The sequence below is a fragment of the Clostridium sp. HV4-5-A1G genome (assembly GCF_900184915.1).
GTDB classification, from domain to species: Bacteria; Bacillota; Clostridia; order Clostridiales; family Clostridiaceae; genus Clostridium_B; species Clostridium_B aromativorans.
Genome location: NZ_FXYI02000080.1, coordinates 1 through 15,550, shown reverse-complemented (window position 1 = coordinate 15,550; position 15,550 = coordinate 1). Strand labels below are relative to the sequence as shown.

Annotated in this window: 14 protein-coding genes; 8 read left to right on the top strand and 6 right to left on the bottom strand. The window is 34.1% G+C overall.

Annotated elements, in window-relative coordinates:
* Positions 1–115 precede the first annotated feature (115 nt).
* The 4 genes from amrA to J5G60_RS09980 all read left to right on the top strand — a co-directional run bounded on the left by amrA (position 116) and on the right by J5G60_RS09980 (position 4,864).
* The gene (gene amrA, locus J5G60_RS09995; RefSeq protein ID WP_150356699.1) at positions 116–1,519 is read left to right on the top strand and encodes an AmmeMemoRadiSam system protein A; all 1,404 of its coding nucleotides are present in this window, start codon (positions 116–118) and stop codon (positions 1,517–1,519) included.
* 10 nt (positions 1,520–1,529) lie between these two features.
* Positions 1,530–2,387, top strand: a complete 858-nt coding sequence (gene amrS / locus J5G60_RS09990) for an AmmeMemoRadiSam system radical SAM enzyme (protein ID WP_150356698.1) — start codon at positions 1,530–1,532, stop codon at positions 2,385–2,387.
* Between the two features lie 124 nt (positions 2,388–2,511).
* Complete coding sequence (locus tag J5G60_RS09985) at positions 2,512–3,453, top strand: CsxC family protein (protein ID WP_229981724.1); 942 nt, start codon at positions 2,512–2,514, stop codon at positions 3,451–3,453.
* 193 nt (positions 3,454–3,646) lie between these two features.
* On the top strand, positions 3,647–4,864 hold the full coding sequence (locus tag J5G60_RS09980) for a CsxC family protein (RefSeq protein WP_150356697.1): 1,218 nt from the start codon (positions 3,647–3,649) through the stop codon (positions 4,862–4,864).
* Between the two features lie 345 nt (positions 4,865–5,209).
* Here J5G60_RS09980 and J5G60_RS09975 read toward each other — a convergent pair whose 3' ends face one another.
* Entirely contained in the window at positions 5,210–6,199 is a 990-nt protein-coding gene (locus J5G60_RS09975; RefSeq protein WP_207876536.1) for a carbohydrate-binding protein, read from the bottom strand.
* A 161-nt stretch (positions 6,200–6,360) separates the two neighbouring features.
* Positions 6,361–7,455, bottom strand: a complete 1,095-nt coding sequence (locus J5G60_RS09970) for a glycerol dehydrogenase (protein WP_150356695.1) — start codon at positions 7,453–7,455, stop codon at positions 6,361–6,363.
* A gap of 243 nt (positions 7,456–7,698) precedes the next feature.
* Between J5G60_RS09970 and brnQ the strand changes: the two genes are divergently transcribed.
* A complete protein-coding gene (gene brnQ, locus J5G60_RS09965) occupies positions 7,699–9,057 on the top strand; it encodes a branched-chain amino acid transport system II carrier protein (RefSeq protein WP_150356694.1) in 1,359 nt (452 codons plus the stop codon).
* Positions 9,058–9,142: 85 nt separating this feature from the next.
* On the opposite strand, the gene J5G60_RS09960 is transcribed toward brnQ, so the two are convergent.
* From J5G60_RS09960 to J5G60_RS09950, 3 genes are all read right to left on the bottom strand, one after another.
* Positions 9,143–9,793: a flavodoxin family protein gene (locus tag J5G60_RS09960; protein ID WP_150356693.1), complete on the bottom strand. Its 651-nt coding sequence runs from the start codon at positions 9,791–9,793 to the stop codon at positions 9,143–9,145.
* 94 nt (positions 9,794–9,887) lie between these two features.
* Positions 9,888–11,285: a PH domain-containing protein gene (locus J5G60_RS09955; RefSeq protein ID WP_150356692.1), complete on the bottom strand. Its 1,398-nt coding sequence runs from the start codon at positions 11,283–11,285 to the stop codon at positions 9,888–9,890.
* Positions 11,278–11,763: a PH domain-containing protein gene (locus tag J5G60_RS09950; protein WP_150356691.1), complete on the bottom strand. Its 486-nt coding sequence runs from the start codon at positions 11,761–11,763 to the stop codon at positions 11,278–11,280. Before J5G60_RS09950 ends, J5G60_RS09955 begins: the two co-directional genes overlap by 8 nt.
* A gap of 341 nt (positions 11,764–12,104) precedes the next feature.
* Here J5G60_RS09950 and J5G60_RS09945 point away from each other — a divergent pair, with 341 nt between their 5' ends.
* From J5G60_RS09945 to J5G60_RS09935, 3 genes are all read left to right on the top strand, one after another.
* Positions 12,105–12,473 (top strand): MerR family transcriptional regulator, encoded by a 369-nt coding sequence (locus J5G60_RS09945; RefSeq protein ID WP_236035237.1) that lies wholly within the window; start codon positions 12,105–12,107, stop codon positions 12,471–12,473.
* A 35-nt stretch (positions 12,474–12,508) separates the two neighbouring features.
* The gene (locus J5G60_RS09940; RefSeq protein WP_150356689.1) at positions 12,509–13,945 is read left to right on the top strand and encodes an MFS transporter; all 1,437 of its coding nucleotides are present in this window, start codon (positions 12,509–12,511) and stop codon (positions 13,943–13,945) included.
* 108 nt (positions 13,946–14,053) lie between these two features.
* On the top strand, positions 14,054–15,253 hold the full coding sequence (locus J5G60_RS09935) for a multidrug effflux MFS transporter (RefSeq protein ID WP_236035235.1): 1,200 nt from the start codon (positions 14,054–14,056) through the stop codon (positions 15,251–15,253).
* A gap of 87 nt (positions 15,254–15,340) precedes the next feature.
* Here J5G60_RS09935 and J5G60_RS09930 read toward each other — a convergent pair.
* The coding region (locus tag J5G60_RS09930; RefSeq protein WP_207876534.1) for a zinc ribbon domain-containing protein at positions 15,341–15,550 on the bottom strand (210 nt) is incomplete at its 5' end.

The following is a 15,550-nucleotide window of genomic DNA, read 5'->3' as shown; positions in this document are numbered from 1 at the left end:
TACATATTGTATTCTTTTAAAAAATTACTTTTATACCTATAACTATTTAGTAAAAAAGAGTATTATTATTATAAAAACTCTATTAATCAGATAAATTATTTTCGAGGTGATTTTGTTGAGTATAAATGGTTTTTACTTGTCCCCCCACCCTCCCATAATAATTCCCGAAGTAGGCAGGGGTGAGGAAAATAAAATAGCTGATACCATAAACAGTTTAAACGAAGTATCAAAGGATATTGCAAAAAAATCTCCTGATACCATAATAGTAATTACACCACATGGCACCATGTTCAGGGATGCTGTAGCACTTACCTTTTGTGACAGTGTAAGCGGCAGTTTTAAAGACTTTGGTGCAGGTAGTGTATCCATGAAACTCTCTATCGATAAAGAACTCACAGATAAAATATATCAGACTTCAATATCACAAAAAATTCCCGTTGTAATGGCTGATAACTCATTGTTGTCTAGATACCACAGATCTACAGTCTTAGATCATGGAGCTATTGTTCCACTTTATTTTGTAAATAAAAACTATACAAATTATAGACTCGTTCATATAACTTATGCACCAATAGATGATATAGAGCTCTACAAATTTGGCATGATAATAAGCAAATCTGTAGATGAACTAGGCAGAAACGCAGTATTTATTGCAAGTGGAGATCTGTCTCACAGACTCAAAGAAGAAGGACCTTATAGTTATAGTCCAAATGGTGAAAAATTCGACAGAGAATTTTTAAATGACCTCAAAAAGGGAAGCGTAGAGGATACTTTCAGCATAGATAAAAGTGTAATACAGGATGCCGGAGAACGTGCAAGACGTTCTGTGCTCATTCTCCTTGGAGCCTTTGACGGTAAGAAATTCAAAGGCAATCTTTTAAGCTATGAAGGACCCTTCGGTGTAGGATACGGCGTTATGAAATTTGATGTTACTTCAAAGGGCACTTCCATACTTGAAATCTTAGAAAAAAACAGGAAACACAGATATGAAGAAAAATTAAACTCCATGGATCCATATGTCCGTCTGGCCAGAGAAAACTTGACAAATTACTTAACAACCGGGAAACCTATATCTAAACTTCCCGATTACGTAACTCACGAGATGAAAAACAGTAAAAGAGCCGTATTTGTCTCATTAAAAAAATACGGGGAGTTAAGGGGCTGCATAGGTACTTTACTCCCTACCGCCAATTCAGTGGCAGAGGAAATCATAAGAAATTCTATAGAAGCCGGTATCAACGATCCAAGATTCATTCAAGTAAATAAATCAGAGCTTACAGATATAATCTTTTCCGTAGATGTGCTCACAACACCTGAAATTTGTACTAAAAAAGACCTAAGCCCTAAAAAATACGGAGTTATCGTAGAAAGCAAGGGAAAGACTGGTGTTCTACTTCCAGACTTAGAAGGTGTAGATACTGTAGATAAACAATTGTCCATTGCTTTGAAAAAGGGAAATATAAATCCTCATGAAAAATATACTATAGAAAGATTTAAAGTGGTAAGACATATAGAATAGGGTGATATTTATGAAAATGGAAGCTAAATTTTATGAAAAATTAAACGACAATAGAATTCACTGCTGCCTATGTCCTCACAACTGCATTATAGGTGAAAACAATTTTGGAAGGTGTAAAGTAAGAACTAATGAGAAAGGAAAACTTTTCACTATCAACTATGGAGAAATAACTTCTATTGCTTTAGATCCTATAGAGAAAAAACCCCTATACTATTTCAAACCCTCAACTTGTATATTATCTGCAGGAAGCTTCGGATGCAATTTTACCTGCAGCTTCTGCCAGAATTATAGTATTTCCCAGTTCAAAGCAAAAAGCCATTTTCTTCCCCCGGAGCAATTGGTAAAAGCAATATTGACCACCAAAAATAATATAGGCATTGCTTTTACTTATAATGAACCCACCATATGGTATGAATATGTATATGAATGTGCAAAGCTTTTAAAAGAAGCAGATAAATCTTCTTCTGTAGTTCTCGTAACCAACGGGTATATAAATGAAAAACCTTTAAGTGAACTTATTCATTATGTAGACGCCATGAACATCGATTTAAAAAGTTACAGCAATAAATATTACAGCAATATCTGTGGTGGAAACCTAAAGCCAGTATTGGATACAATAAAAATTTCATCTAAAATCTGTCATGTGGAAATAACCAATCTATTAGTAACTGGTGAAAACGACAATATGGATGATGTAGAATCCATAGCAAAATTTCTAAGCAGTATAGATAAAAATATTCCTCTTCACCTAACCAGGTATTTTCCACGATATAAACTGAGTAATCCCCCTACGGATATAAAATTCATGTTAAAAGCAAAAGAAATTGCTAAAAAATATCTCAACAAAGTGTGCCTGGGAAACATATGAATATTAAATATGGATATTCTTCCTGTAACAAAAACTATAAATATGAATAGTATATATTAGAATCTGATACAGTCAACATTTACTAATCATATTTTCTTAGATAAAAAGGAGGATAACATTATTTATGAGTGATGTATATGAATCAGGTCAAAAAAATGAAGTTTATACAGACAATACCTCTAATAATTTAGCTTATAATCAAAACAATGATAAATCTTGTGCAATTGTTACGGCTAAAACTGAAGGTATGTGTGATCAAATTCGTGTAAAACCAGATGTGATTCCATATGGAGACACATTTGTTAAAATTCCAGTTATACTAGCAGAGACAAATATAACTATTCCAGTTGAAGCTACTATAACATTAGACAAAGAAGCAATAGAAATAAAACGTATTAAGAAGAATGTATATTTAACTCAATGCCGCCTTATTCCTTTCTCTCAAGATAAGAAATCCGATACCGGTATATTATATATATCAGGTTTCGTAAGAAAAAATATTGAGTATGCAACAGAAAAATGTATAAGCAGTGACAAAAAAAATATATGCGGCGATATAAGACACTGCACAGTTAAGGTACCTTTTAATTGTACTACTAGGGTTAAATTCATTAGAAAACCTTTCTTCCGCAGTAACCCTAATTCACAAGAGCTGCAATACTTTACAGATAGCCTCAAAAGCTGTGACGTTTGTGCAGATCCTATAATTGGACGTAATCCTTGTGATCAAAATTTCACTACTACGGAAATATTTAATGAAAAACCTTTCTGTGAATTAGTAAAATCATGTATTACTGAAGTTGACATTCATAAATGTCCAGTTCCAGTAAACGGTAAACTCTATGGAAGTCCTATGGAGCAGGAGTTCCGTACATTCACCGAAAAAATAGTGATAGATCTGACATTAAAAGTACTGCAAAAACAACAGGTAAGAATCGATTCACTGGGAGAACCTAAGAAGACTTTTGAAAATTCATCTCAAAAATATGATACTTCTGTCTCTGAATGCACTCCGTGTGATCCAGTTGACCCTCATGATCCATGGCCTAAAGAAAAAGATTGTTAGAAGTAGAAATTTAGTAATATTAATATCTTTCTAAATATTATATTGTCTAACTTATATACTGAAGATCCAAAGCTTATCTAAAAAAAGTTTTGGATCTATTTTTTAGAATATAAAAAACAGTGATAAAATGATCTAAAATAATTGTACCTTTCAAACACCTTAATTTACAATACTATTAAAAGGAGGATGAATCATGGAGATAAAATATTCTTCAACTGAATATGATAAAAATCATCCTGGAAAAAATTATTATGACAATGAGCTTAACAGGAAACATCATAAGAGACATCATAAAAGAAAAGACCATGACAGGCATCATAAAAAGCATCAGAATAAAGATTATGAAGTGATCTTAGATAATGAACATAATATAAAAAATGATAAAAAACACCGTGAGCACAATAGCCACAGACATAGAGAAAGACATGATAAAAAACATTATAGTGGAAAAAATTATTTGTGGAACCACTATTACAAAAAATTTTTAGTATTTGAGAATGATAAAATCGTAGAATACATTGAACCTAATAGAAATTATTACAACAATCAAAACAAAAAATATATAGAAGATAATTCTGTTCATACGCCAAATCTTCTTGAATCTGATTTAAATCATAATCAACAGTGCAATGAAAATCATATCTTATTAGAAAATGTTAATACTGAGCAAATTATACCCTCAAATAAAAATAAAATTGCTGTCGAAAATTGCGAAACGACCGTTACTTCAGAAATGCTACCTCTTTGCGAAAACATTCCTTATATTTCCAAGGCAATTAAAGGACCAGTGACGATAAAAGTTCCAGTAGTACTAGCAGAATGCAAAGTAATTATTACTGTTCAATCTTCCCTTAAGCTGCAAGATACTGTATCAGAAATTAAGGACATAGGAAAAAACGTATATTTAAATCAGTTTAAATTTACACCTAGCTTTGAAAGCCACAAATATAATACGGGAATAGTATTCATAGATGGTTTTATTAAAAAAAATATTGAATATATTTCGAAAGAACAGGTTAAAGGAGAAATTTTAAAATATTCTTCCGCTAAAATACCATTTAAGTGCGCCACTAAAATCCCCCTTAAAACTCCCCCTAAATTTACACCTACTCCTTCTCAAAATAAAATAGATATATCAGAAACTGATGTTAAAATCTGTGGTATTTCCGAAAAAGATAGTATAGCTCAAAATGCCCATGAACAAAATTTTAAATTAATTCAACCTTTTAATGAAAGTGTATTTTGTCAATTGATAAATTCAGAAATTGTTGAAACTGATATTCTTGAACATCCAAAAAACCAAGATCGCAAATCATCTTTAAATAAGGATTCCCATAAAATTACTGAAAAAGTGGTACTGCTCCTAACAATAAAGCTGCTGCAAAATCAATATGTAGAAATCTCACCATAAAACTTGTTTATAAATAAAGTGATTCTTAAGTTTGCTAATTTCGGAAGTGTTAGCAAATGGGAGTGTTCGGATAGAAATTAGAAATGAAATATTTGTAAAATGTACCTGAATTTTATATACAGGTACATTTTTATTTCAACATATTATCTTTTATATACATCCTACACAGAAAATATCGTACAGTAATTTTTCAAAATTTCCCTGGAAATATAAAGAATATAATACTTAATTTATTATATTATACAAATAACTTACTATATGCAACTGCATAGATTATATTGAAAATAGTAGAGTTCAAATATCGTATTTCCACTATTTGGTATTTGAACTCTTCAACTTTTGAATTTAGTTTCTGTATATATGCCACATGGCATTATTTCTTCCTCTAGCAAATACATCTGTTCTATTTGGCCCCCAAGATACCGCAGCAGGTTCGGAAGTTATGTTTCCACCCAAGCTGCGCCAATCACTCCACCTGGATCCATTCCATGATCTAGTAATCAACTGGTTATTTAAGCCTCTTGCAAAGACCTCAAGTCTATTTGTCCCTCTGGAAGAGACAGCCGGGCCGGAAGTTAATCTTCCGCCAAGATCTTCCCATGAACTCCAACGAGAGCCATTCCACCACAGATGATACAATCGATTACCTTGTCCACGTGCAAATACGTCAATTCTGTTGTTTCCCCAAGAAACAGCGGCAGGTGCCGAGGTCAAGTTTCCACCTAGGCTTTCCCAGTCACTCCATCTAGAGCCATTCCACCATTTATGCCACAGTGCATTGTCTGTTCCCCTTACAAAAGTATCCAGCCTATTAGGAGCCCATGACGAAACGGCAGGTGCCGATGTCAATGTACCTCCAAGACTTTCCCAGCCACTCCATCGTGAGCCATTCCAGAATATATGCCACATAGCATTATCAGTACCTCTTGCAAATACATCAATCCTGTTGTTTCCCCAGGAAACAGCAGCAGGTGCCGAGGTCAAGTTTCCACCTAGGCTTTCCCAGTCACTCCATCTAGAGCCATTCCACCATTTATGCCACAGTGCATTGTCTGTTCCCCTTACAAAAGTATCCAGCCTATTAGGAGCCCATGATGAAACGGCAGGTGCCGATGTCAATGCACCCCCTAGATCTTCCCATCTACTCCATCTGTCACCAGGCATTTGTGGCACGAACATGTTTCTATAACCATTTTCATAAGAACGTATGAGATCTTCAGGATAATCATAATATCCAAGATCGTCGTAATATCCCATCTGTCTATTTAAAAATGGACACATGGGTTCATCAATACGGTATAGATATGGACAGCGGAAAAATTCATTACTATACATTAGGAACCTCCTTGCATTCTTGTTCCTTCTTAAATAATTTACCAATTATATTGTATGGATAGTACTCGCAAAATGTTACAGATAAAATAATCTTGCTCTGTCAATCTTTTAAAAATATATAAAGAAGGGCATCTTGCCCTTTTTATACAATCCATATTTTACTATTTAAAATATTCCCGGCCAAGTAAATCCGCTGTCAGTATTGCATCATACAGCTGATCCGGAGTTACATCTCCTGCTAAATTATGAACTGTCTCTCCCGGCACACAAGCTTTTTGAGCCGCTATATAGACTCTTCTTTCATCCGTTACACCAATTTGGTTTAATGTTATAGGCAGGCCCACTTTATAGCAAAAATCCATGACCTTTTTTAATTCTTCTTGCGGAGCCCTTTCCAAAATAAGCTGTGCCATAGTACCAAATGCGACTAAAGGTCCATGCATTGTGTTTTCACATTCTTGCAAAGCCGTAAATCCGTTGTATACAGAGTGTGAAACCGCAAGTCCCCCATTATCAGCACCTACTCCACTCAGATATACATTAGCTTCAATAATGGCTTCCAGAGCAGGTGTAATCAAATGTTTCTCACAGGACAACTTGGCTTGGTAGCCGTATTCCATCAATGTGCTATAACATAATTTGCAAAGTGCCATGGCAGACATGGATATGCCTCCATTTTCTAGGCTTGGAGAATCAGTTCTAACACAAGCCCTGGCTTCAAAATAGGTACCAAGTGCATCTCCCATACCCGCTACTAGAAATTTTACAGGTGCATTTGCTATAATTTTGCTATCCACTATAACTGCTTCTGGGTTTTTAGGATAAAATAAATATTTGTAAAAAGTACCATCATCATTGTAAATAACAGAAAGTCCTGTACAAGGTGCATCTGTAGCCGTTACCGTAGGTACAACCGTTACAGGACATTTTTCATAATAAGCTGTAGCCTTGGCTGTATCAATAGCTGAGCCTCCGCCAACTCCTACAACCACCTCAATGTGCTCATCTCTTACAATTTTTCTCATCCTTTCAATTTCACTGTTGGAACTAATCCCGCTGAAAATTTCAAAATGTAATTTACTATCAGTATTCTCAAAACTTTTTTCAATTTTAACATGACAATTTTTGTATCCGCTGTTACTGCAAATAAATAGGAAAGAAGAACCTAAATCCTTGGTTTCTTCATAAAAATTCAACAGCGAATCTTTTCCCTGTATATACTTTAATGGAGCTCTTAGTAATTTTAATGTTGCCATAAATAAAACATCCTTTCCTGAATATTATTGTAAAGAATTTGTTTGTTATTTTATTGTCAATTAAATAATAACATTTTCAGTTCACAGTAGCAATATCACAAATAAATTTTTCAGAAAATAAAAAATTATACGGTAGTTAAGTGTGCTTGAGAGCATTTATGGTATTATTAATAAATGAATTCTTTTATCTATCAATAAGAGAATTCATAAAATTATCAATTTATAGTTGGGGGCTGATTTATTTTGGATAAAAAATTATCTTTATCGTCTTACATCATAGTTGGGTCTATGCTGTTTGGACTATTTTTTGGGGCAGGAAACTTAATATTTCCAGTACATATGGGACAAGAGGCTGGTGCCCATGTATCTATAGCAACATTGGGATTCCTCATAACAGCTATTGGTCTTCCCTTTTTAGGTGTTGTTGCCATTGGTGTTTCCGAAAGTTCAGGCTTATTTGATCTTGCAAGCAGAGTTCATCCCATTTATGGTTACGTAATGACACTGCTGCTATATTTAACAATAGGACCATTTTTTGCACTGCCCAGGACTGGAACGGTTTCCTATGAAATTGGACTTGCTCCTTTTATTCCAAGTCAATATGCTAGATTAGGGCTTGCTCTGTTCACCATCATATTTTTTCTTGCGGCACTGTTTTTTTCTTTAAGGCCAAATGAAATTCTCACCTGGGTTGGAAAAGTTCTAAATCCAATTTTTTTAATATTTCTTGCTATTTTAATAGTAACAAGTATTGTACATCCTATGGGAACCGCAGCCAATGCAAAAATCGTGGATGCCTATACCAATACTCCCTTTTTTAAGGGGTTTTTAGAAGGTTATAATACTATGGATGCATTAGCCTCTCTGGCTTTTGGAATTATAGTTGTAAGAACATTAAGAGACCTTGGAGTTACAAGTTCAAGGGGAATTGCAGTTGGAACTATCAAATCCGGTATAGTAACCATTTTACTCATGGGACTGATTTATGGATGTCTGGCTTACGTAGGTGCTACAAGTGTTGGAAAATTTCCTGTATCCGAAAATGGAGGAATTGCGCTAGCCCAGGTAGCAAACTATTATTTCAGTTCCTGGGGCAGTATTTTGCTTGCGTTGATTGTAACAGTAGCCTGCTTGAAGACCGCAATTGGACTTATAACTGCTTGTTCCGAGACATTTTATAAATTGTTCCCGAGAAGTCTTAACTATAACAGCTATGTAATTCTTTTTACAATCATAGCTTGCCTTGTAGCTAACGTTGGATTGACTCAGATAATTTTACTTTCAATCCCCGTTTTAATGTTCCTGTACCCACTAGCTATCGCTTTAATTTTACTCGGTTTATTATCGCAACTTTTCAAAAACCGCCAATGCGTATACGTGCTCACTACACTGTTCACTCTCTTTGTAAGCGTAGCCGATTGCATAAATGCCCTGCCATCTGCAGTTAAATCCATACCTTTTATACAACATATTTTGAAATTCTATGGAAACTACATTCCATTTTTCAATCTTGGCATGGGATGGGTTGTACCTATGATTACAGGACTTATTCTCGGACTTATTGTTTCCCTTTTTACAAGGAAAAAAACAATATTTGCTTAAATTTTAAAAATCGTAATAAAAAAGCACAAGTCAATACGATAACTTGTGCTTTTTTACTACTCATATTTCTAGAAAATCCACAAAATTATTTTCGACTTTCTGCCAATTTTTCACCTAATTCATAGGCTCTTCTACAATCTTTCGGAAATACTTCTCTATGTCTTTTCATTTTTTTCTCCGAATCAAATAATGTGCTAACATATCTGGAATAATCAGAAAACTGTAATGTATCTGTTGAATAAAGTTCCTCTGTAGGTCCAAAAATACGCTCTACAATCTCCTGCATTTTTCGAAAATATTCCTTATAACCTACTTTCTCCAAATTACATTCATCTACATTCATGGTATAAATAAAAGCCGATGGAATTTTCTTCTTTAGCAAACTTGAATGATTTTTATCATAAACAAGATATTGGAATAGCAGTCGTTCCAAAAAACACCGCAGAGCTCCTGTAACATCTCCCAGATAAACAGGTGAGCCTATAATAAATGCATCTGAATTCTTAATTTTTCTTAAAATCGGTGTCAGATCATCCTTAAGTATACATTTTCCATAACTCTTTCCACCAACTTCCTTGCAGGAAAAACAGCTTATACATCCCTTGTAAGAGAGATCATAGAGGTGTACCATTTCAGTTTGAGCCCCCCGTGAAGCTGCACCCTTCAATGCATTTTCAAGCAAAGTTGCAGTATTCCACTTCTTTCTCGGACCTCCGTTAATCGCAATTATTTTCATAATTTTACATCTTCCTTCCATATAAATTATATCCTTTATATGCCACATAAATATTGCATCTACATCTTATATAGATTATATTACAATTCATATTTTATTTAAAAGCTCTTTCTGCAATACCGTTCTTTAAATTTTTTACTTTTAAAATTTTGCCAGCATTTGAACTGTACAAAATAATACTGTAATCACAGAATCCCCTTCTGTGTTGAAAATAAGTGTGAGACACAGTAAGCGATTGAACCGCTGTCATTTTCAATACAGACTGAGTTTTATTGAAGCCGTGATAAGCCATGTAAATTAAATTTTTATCAGTCCCAAAGGCAGTATTTTTAAATTCAAGATATCCTATAATCATCAGAAGCAATAGCAATATTAAAGTAAATACCGCAAATTCAGGCTTTATAAAAAGACATATAAGAACCGTAACTGCCCAAAAAATAATTTTTTTATAGAAAAATCTAAAACCTGCATTTTTATTTGGTTTTGTAATTTCCCCAATATATTTGAATTCACACAGCACATCTTCAATAATTTGATCTTTTAAAGAATTGGTACACATTGGATACAGTATAGCTTTTTCTTCCTTTTCATCCCCATACCCGATACTTTCAATTTCCATTGTAAAAAATCCAAAAAACTGCATGAGGAATGTCTGTTTTATATGGATCCCCTTTATCTTTTCCCTGTCAAAACTGTAACTTTTCCTGTTTACAGCCCCATATTTAATGTATATTTTGTCTCCATTCGACCACATCTTAAAATCATAGTATTTGAAAAAGACATATATTATTGACAAAATCATGCTTATAAATATCAGTCCCAATACTATAAATGATATGGTGTATACGGCATGGTAGATATCTTCTCTCTTAAGTTCGTCCACATACAGAGAAGTATTTACAGAAACAAAATTTTTTAGATATTGGTCAAAAAATTGCTGTGCCACAAACAACATCCCAATTCCCTTCAATACTGAATTTGATATAAGAGAATATACAATGAGTTCTCTAGGTTTTACGGTATATGGTTTTTTCTCCTGACTTTCATTATCAATAGTTCCTCTCTTCAATAGAATGTCTCTCAACTGATCAGTTCTAGTTCTTTTTAAAGTAAATTTTAACTCACTGCCTTTGTTTGAAGTATCTCCAGTGTCAATTTTAATAGTGGCAACCTTGAAAACCCTCTCTATAAATTTTTGAGAAACGTCTATAGTATTAATTCTTTTAAATGGAATCTCTACTTTTTTTATATTGAATATCCCCTCCTGATGATATATAGAGCTTTCCCTTATTATAAAAAAATTTTTTCTCCACATCAGAAATTCACATAAAATAACCACAGCAAACAGCCCGCTCCCTATAAGTATGGACTTCATTAATCCTATTTTGCTAACCAGGACACCTACTGCAACTACAATTCCTATAAACTCCTTAATCAATTTTGCCATATCATAAAATATTTTTAAAATATGGTTTCTCTCTGCTTTATACATTTCTCTCTCCCATTTCTATAATTCTTTTAAGTCTTTCCGAAATTGCTTCTGCCTCTTCAACTGGTATTGCAGGTATTTCGTGGCAGCCACCTGCAGTTATAATATTTACAGAAGTTATTTTGTAAATTCTCTGAATGGGCCCCTGCTCTATCTTTAAATTTTGGATTCTTGAAATAGGAATTATCGTCTTTTTTCTGACTATAATTCCCCTTATCAGTTCAATTTTGTCTTCAAATATACCATATTTCCATTGCTGATATTCTAAAAACGGCCATACAAAACTTTCCATTATGGAAAATAAAATTATGATAAATTCCAATATATTTATTAAATAATTAACCATTAATATATAGTTGAACCTTGGAACAATAAGTAGATATTTAATCAAAATATATATGGTAAAAATTATGATACTCACTATTGTTCTTCCAATGATCCAGGTTTTAATAGCATTCCTATCGATACTTTCATACCCCATATCCACACCTATCCTTTCATTATCAATATCAATCTATAGCATTTTATACACTTCACTTTCATATTATATCAGATTTTTCAGCAAGACCATATTCCATTAGATAGCAGCACCATACAATACTATAGCTGCCCTCAGCCGCTGTAAATCTGTAAATTCATTACCTTGACGTTAACGTTTATCAGTAGTATAATTTATTTTTATCATGTAAATATATTCTAAATCAAGTGATTTTTAGATTCAAATGGAGTTTACTTAAGCAGCATCGAAATAAATATTAGGAAGGCGATATTATCACTTATAAAGATAACTATAAGATTGAAGAAGTAGCTCTAAAAACCAATTTGACCAAAAGAACTCTCAGGTACTATGAAGATATGAAGCTTGTCATACCAAAACGGAGCAACTGTGGTTACAGATTGTACACAGAAGAAGACATAATGAAAATTGAAAGAATTAAAGATCTAAAAAACACTCTGGGCTTTTCCCTGAAAGATATAAAAAATTTTATGATGATTAAAAAATCCGTATCTGAAATGCTTGAAAATGACAGCAGCAAAGATACGGATGAAATTCAAAAATATATTAAAAAAATAAAAACTCAGATAAGTTCCATAGAAAATAAAGAAAAATCTCTGGAGAGAATAAAAAAAAGATGCTGCGATCTGCTTGAAAAATTACAGAAATTAGACAGCAGTACATACAATGTATGATTTATTTTCAATTATAAGACAGGAGATGACATAAAATGAATAAACCAGGTTACAAATGGATTGCTCTTTCATGCACCACAATAGGAGCTCTTTTTTCTGTGTTAAGCGCAAGTACCCTCATGATTGCCCTGCCTGTGATTATGAAGGATTTAAATGCAGGCATGGGCATAATAATGTGGACAATAATGGGATATATGTTTTCGTTGACTATCTTAGTACCTTCTATTGGAAGAATAGCAGATATGTTCGGCAGAAAAAAATTATATGTTTCTGGCTTTTCCCTATTTACCATAGCATCATTGTTCTGCGCACTGTCTTCAACTGGAACTGAACTTTTGATATTTAGAATGGTACAATCTGTAGGTGCTTCTCTCATGATTGCAAACAGCACCGCTATAATAACAGATGCTTTTCCTAAAGGAGAACTTGGAAAAGCCCTTGGAGTAAATTCAATGGTGGTAAGCGTTGCCGCAGTTATAGGACCAATTCTAGGAGGATTTCTAATAAATTTCGGCTGGAGAAATATTTTTTACATCAACATTCCCATAGGTATTTTCGGAACTTTTTGGGCTGCAGTATCCCTTAGAGAAATGAAGGATACTAATGTTGATGAAAAATTTGACTTCAGTGGTACATTTACTTTTACTTTTGGATTACTTTCTCTTTTGCTTGCCCTTACAGTTGGAGGATTTACAAAATGGCTGAATAAGCCTGTAATACTGCTGTTTTCAATTGCCATGTTACTTATAGCCGCATTTATCTATATTGAAAATCACAAAGAGTACCCCATGCTGGATATGAGACTCTTAAAAACAAGACTTCTTGCCTTTGCATATGCAAGCACACTTTTAAATGGTATTGCCAGAGGTGCCGTAACATTTCTCCTAATATTTTATTTTGAAGGAGACAAGGGAATTGATCCAATAACGGCAGGTATACTTCTATCCCCTTTTGCAATTGCAATGATGGCTGTTTCACCTGTAAGCGGCTGGATCTGCGACAAATACGGCGCAAGGATACTGAGTTCTGCAGGCCTCCTGGTATCTGCTCTTGGTCTAATTGGGTTTATGAAAATAAGTACAACTTCTTCCATGGGAACTTTGGTACTCTGTATGATAATTACTGGAATCGGATCCGGAATGTTTTTTTCTCCAAATACCAGTGCAATAATGTCAAATGTCCCGGCTGATAAAAGAGGAATAGCCGCAGGAGTAAGAACTATGTTTAATAATGCAGGAATGGTTCTGAGCATTGCCATATCCATGGCTATAATTTCTACAAGCATACCTCCTGACGCAATGCAGTCTCTTTTTGTACATTCTCATGTTTCCTCTGCCAGTATTGCATCAAACCAATTTATAAGGGGTCTTAGAACAGCCTTTACAATCTCGTTTTTCTTCAGCCTTTTTGCAGCTTTGATATCATATTTGAGGGGACCTGCACCTAACTGGAATTCCCAATCCGTCAGCTAGGTATAAATTTCAATTGGATTAAATTACTTACTTTCATTCATTACAGCACAACTGTAATGAATATGTAACAATGATTAACATTTATAAAAACTGTAGGAGGAAAATCAATTGATATCTAGAACAAATAGTAGTAAACCATCTATAGGTCTTATTTTCTTACTGGGAACATTAGGAGCCTTCGGTCCTCTTTCTATGGATATGTACCTCCCTTCACTTCCACTAATTGAGAGGCAAATGCATACAACTACTTCTCTCACACAGATGAGCATAACAACTTGCTTAATAGGGCTTGCAGTAGGTCAACTTATAGTTGGTCCTTATAGTGACAAACATGGTCGAAAAAAGCCCCTTCTGGTGGGACTCATTATTTTTACAATTATTTCTTTTTTATGTTCCTCTGTCACTTCAATCTGGGTGCTTATCATTTTAAGATTTATTCAGGGAATATCAGGTGCAGCAGGTCTTGTAATTTCTAGAGCCATCGCCAAAGATCTCTACGATGGTACAGAACTTACAAAATTCTTCTCATTACTCATGGCAGTAAATGGTATATTCCCAATTTTATCACCTGTTTTTGGGGGGATCATTTTAAAATTTACCACCTGGAAAGGAGTATTTATAGTCCTTGGCATTATCGGTATAATTTTATTTTTAGCAGTACTTTTCTACTTTAAAGAGACACTGGCAGCTGATCTTTCAAGGGAAAATAAATACAAGAATACTCTTACTGTAATTAAATCATTGGTCAGCGATAGAATTTTTATAAGTTATGCCCTTATACAAGGTTTGATCACGGGGGCAATGTTCTGTTATATTTCCGGCTCTTCCTTTGTACTTCAGAATATATTCGGACTGTCTGCTCAGGATTTTAGTCTAGTATTTGCAACAAATGGTCTTGGAATTGTATTGATGTCGCAAATTACAGGTAAACTTGCTGAAAAGCTGGGAGAAAATTTACTGTTGAAAATTGGTATTTCCATTGCTGCCTTTGGAAGTACAGCTCTATTTATCAGCTCATTTTTGCCAAAATATTTATTATTGGTAACTATTCCACTGTTTTTTATAGTGTCCACAGTAGGAATTGTAAACACAGCTGCCTTTTCACTGGCCATGCAAAACCAAAAAAAATCAGCTGGAAGCGCTTCTGCTATATTAGGACTTTTCATGAACCTAGTCGGTGGAATACTTTCACCGTTAGTGGGAATAGGCGGAAATTATACTTATCTTCCTATGTCTGCACTTATTTTAATCTGCGATATCAGTGCATTTTTGATTTATTATTTGTATGTGAACTACCACCACTTATAGAAGTGGATGGCTTCTTAGTCAATATTCCTAATGGAACAAGTTTACCTAAGCTCTAAAGGTCGAACCAACCTCAGTGTATTACCAAAATTATATGGCTAATTTCAGCAGATTTTTACTGGCGTTTATATCCCTGTCATGGTGTGTGCCGCACTTAGGGCAAATCCATTCCCTGAGTGCAAGATTTTTTACTTCTCTATTCTTGTATCCACAAACTGAACATAATTGACTACTTGCATAATTACCGGGTGCCACTATTATTTTTCTGCCATACCATCCAGCCTTGTATTCCAGCATTCT

Coding starts and splice junctions, on each gene's coding strand:
- J5G60_RS09980 (WP_150356697.1), top strand. CDS start 3,647: ATGGAGATAAAATATTCTTCAACTGAATATGATAAAAATCATCCTGGA.
- J5G60_RS09975 (WP_207876536.1), bottom strand. CDS start 6,199: ATGTATAGTAATGAATTTTTCCGCTGTCCATATCTATACCGTATTGAT.
- amrS (WP_150356698.1), top strand. CDS start 1,530: ATGAAAATGGAAGCTAAATTTTATGAAAAATTAAACGACAATAGAATT.
- J5G60_RS09950 (WP_150356691.1), bottom strand. CDS start 11,763: ATGGGGTATGAAAGTATCGATAGGAATGCTATTAAAACCTGGATCATT.
- J5G60_RS09985 (WP_229981724.1), top strand. CDS start 2,512: ATGAGTGATGTATATGAATCAGGTCAAAAAAATGAAGTTTATACAGAC.
- J5G60_RS09940 (WP_150356689.1), top strand. CDS start 12,509: ATGAATAAACCAGGTTACAAATGGATTGCTCTTTCATGCACCACAATA.
- J5G60_RS09970 (WP_150356695.1), bottom strand. CDS start 7,455: ATGGCAACATTAAAATTACTAAGAGCTCCATTAAAGTATATACAGGGA.
- J5G60_RS09955 (WP_150356692.1), bottom strand. CDS start 11,285: ATGTATAAAGCAGAGAGAAACCATATTTTAAAAATATTTTATGATATG.
- J5G60_RS09960 (WP_150356693.1), bottom strand. CDS start 9,793: ATGAAAATAATTGCGATTAACGGAGGTCCGAGAAAGAAGTGGAATACT.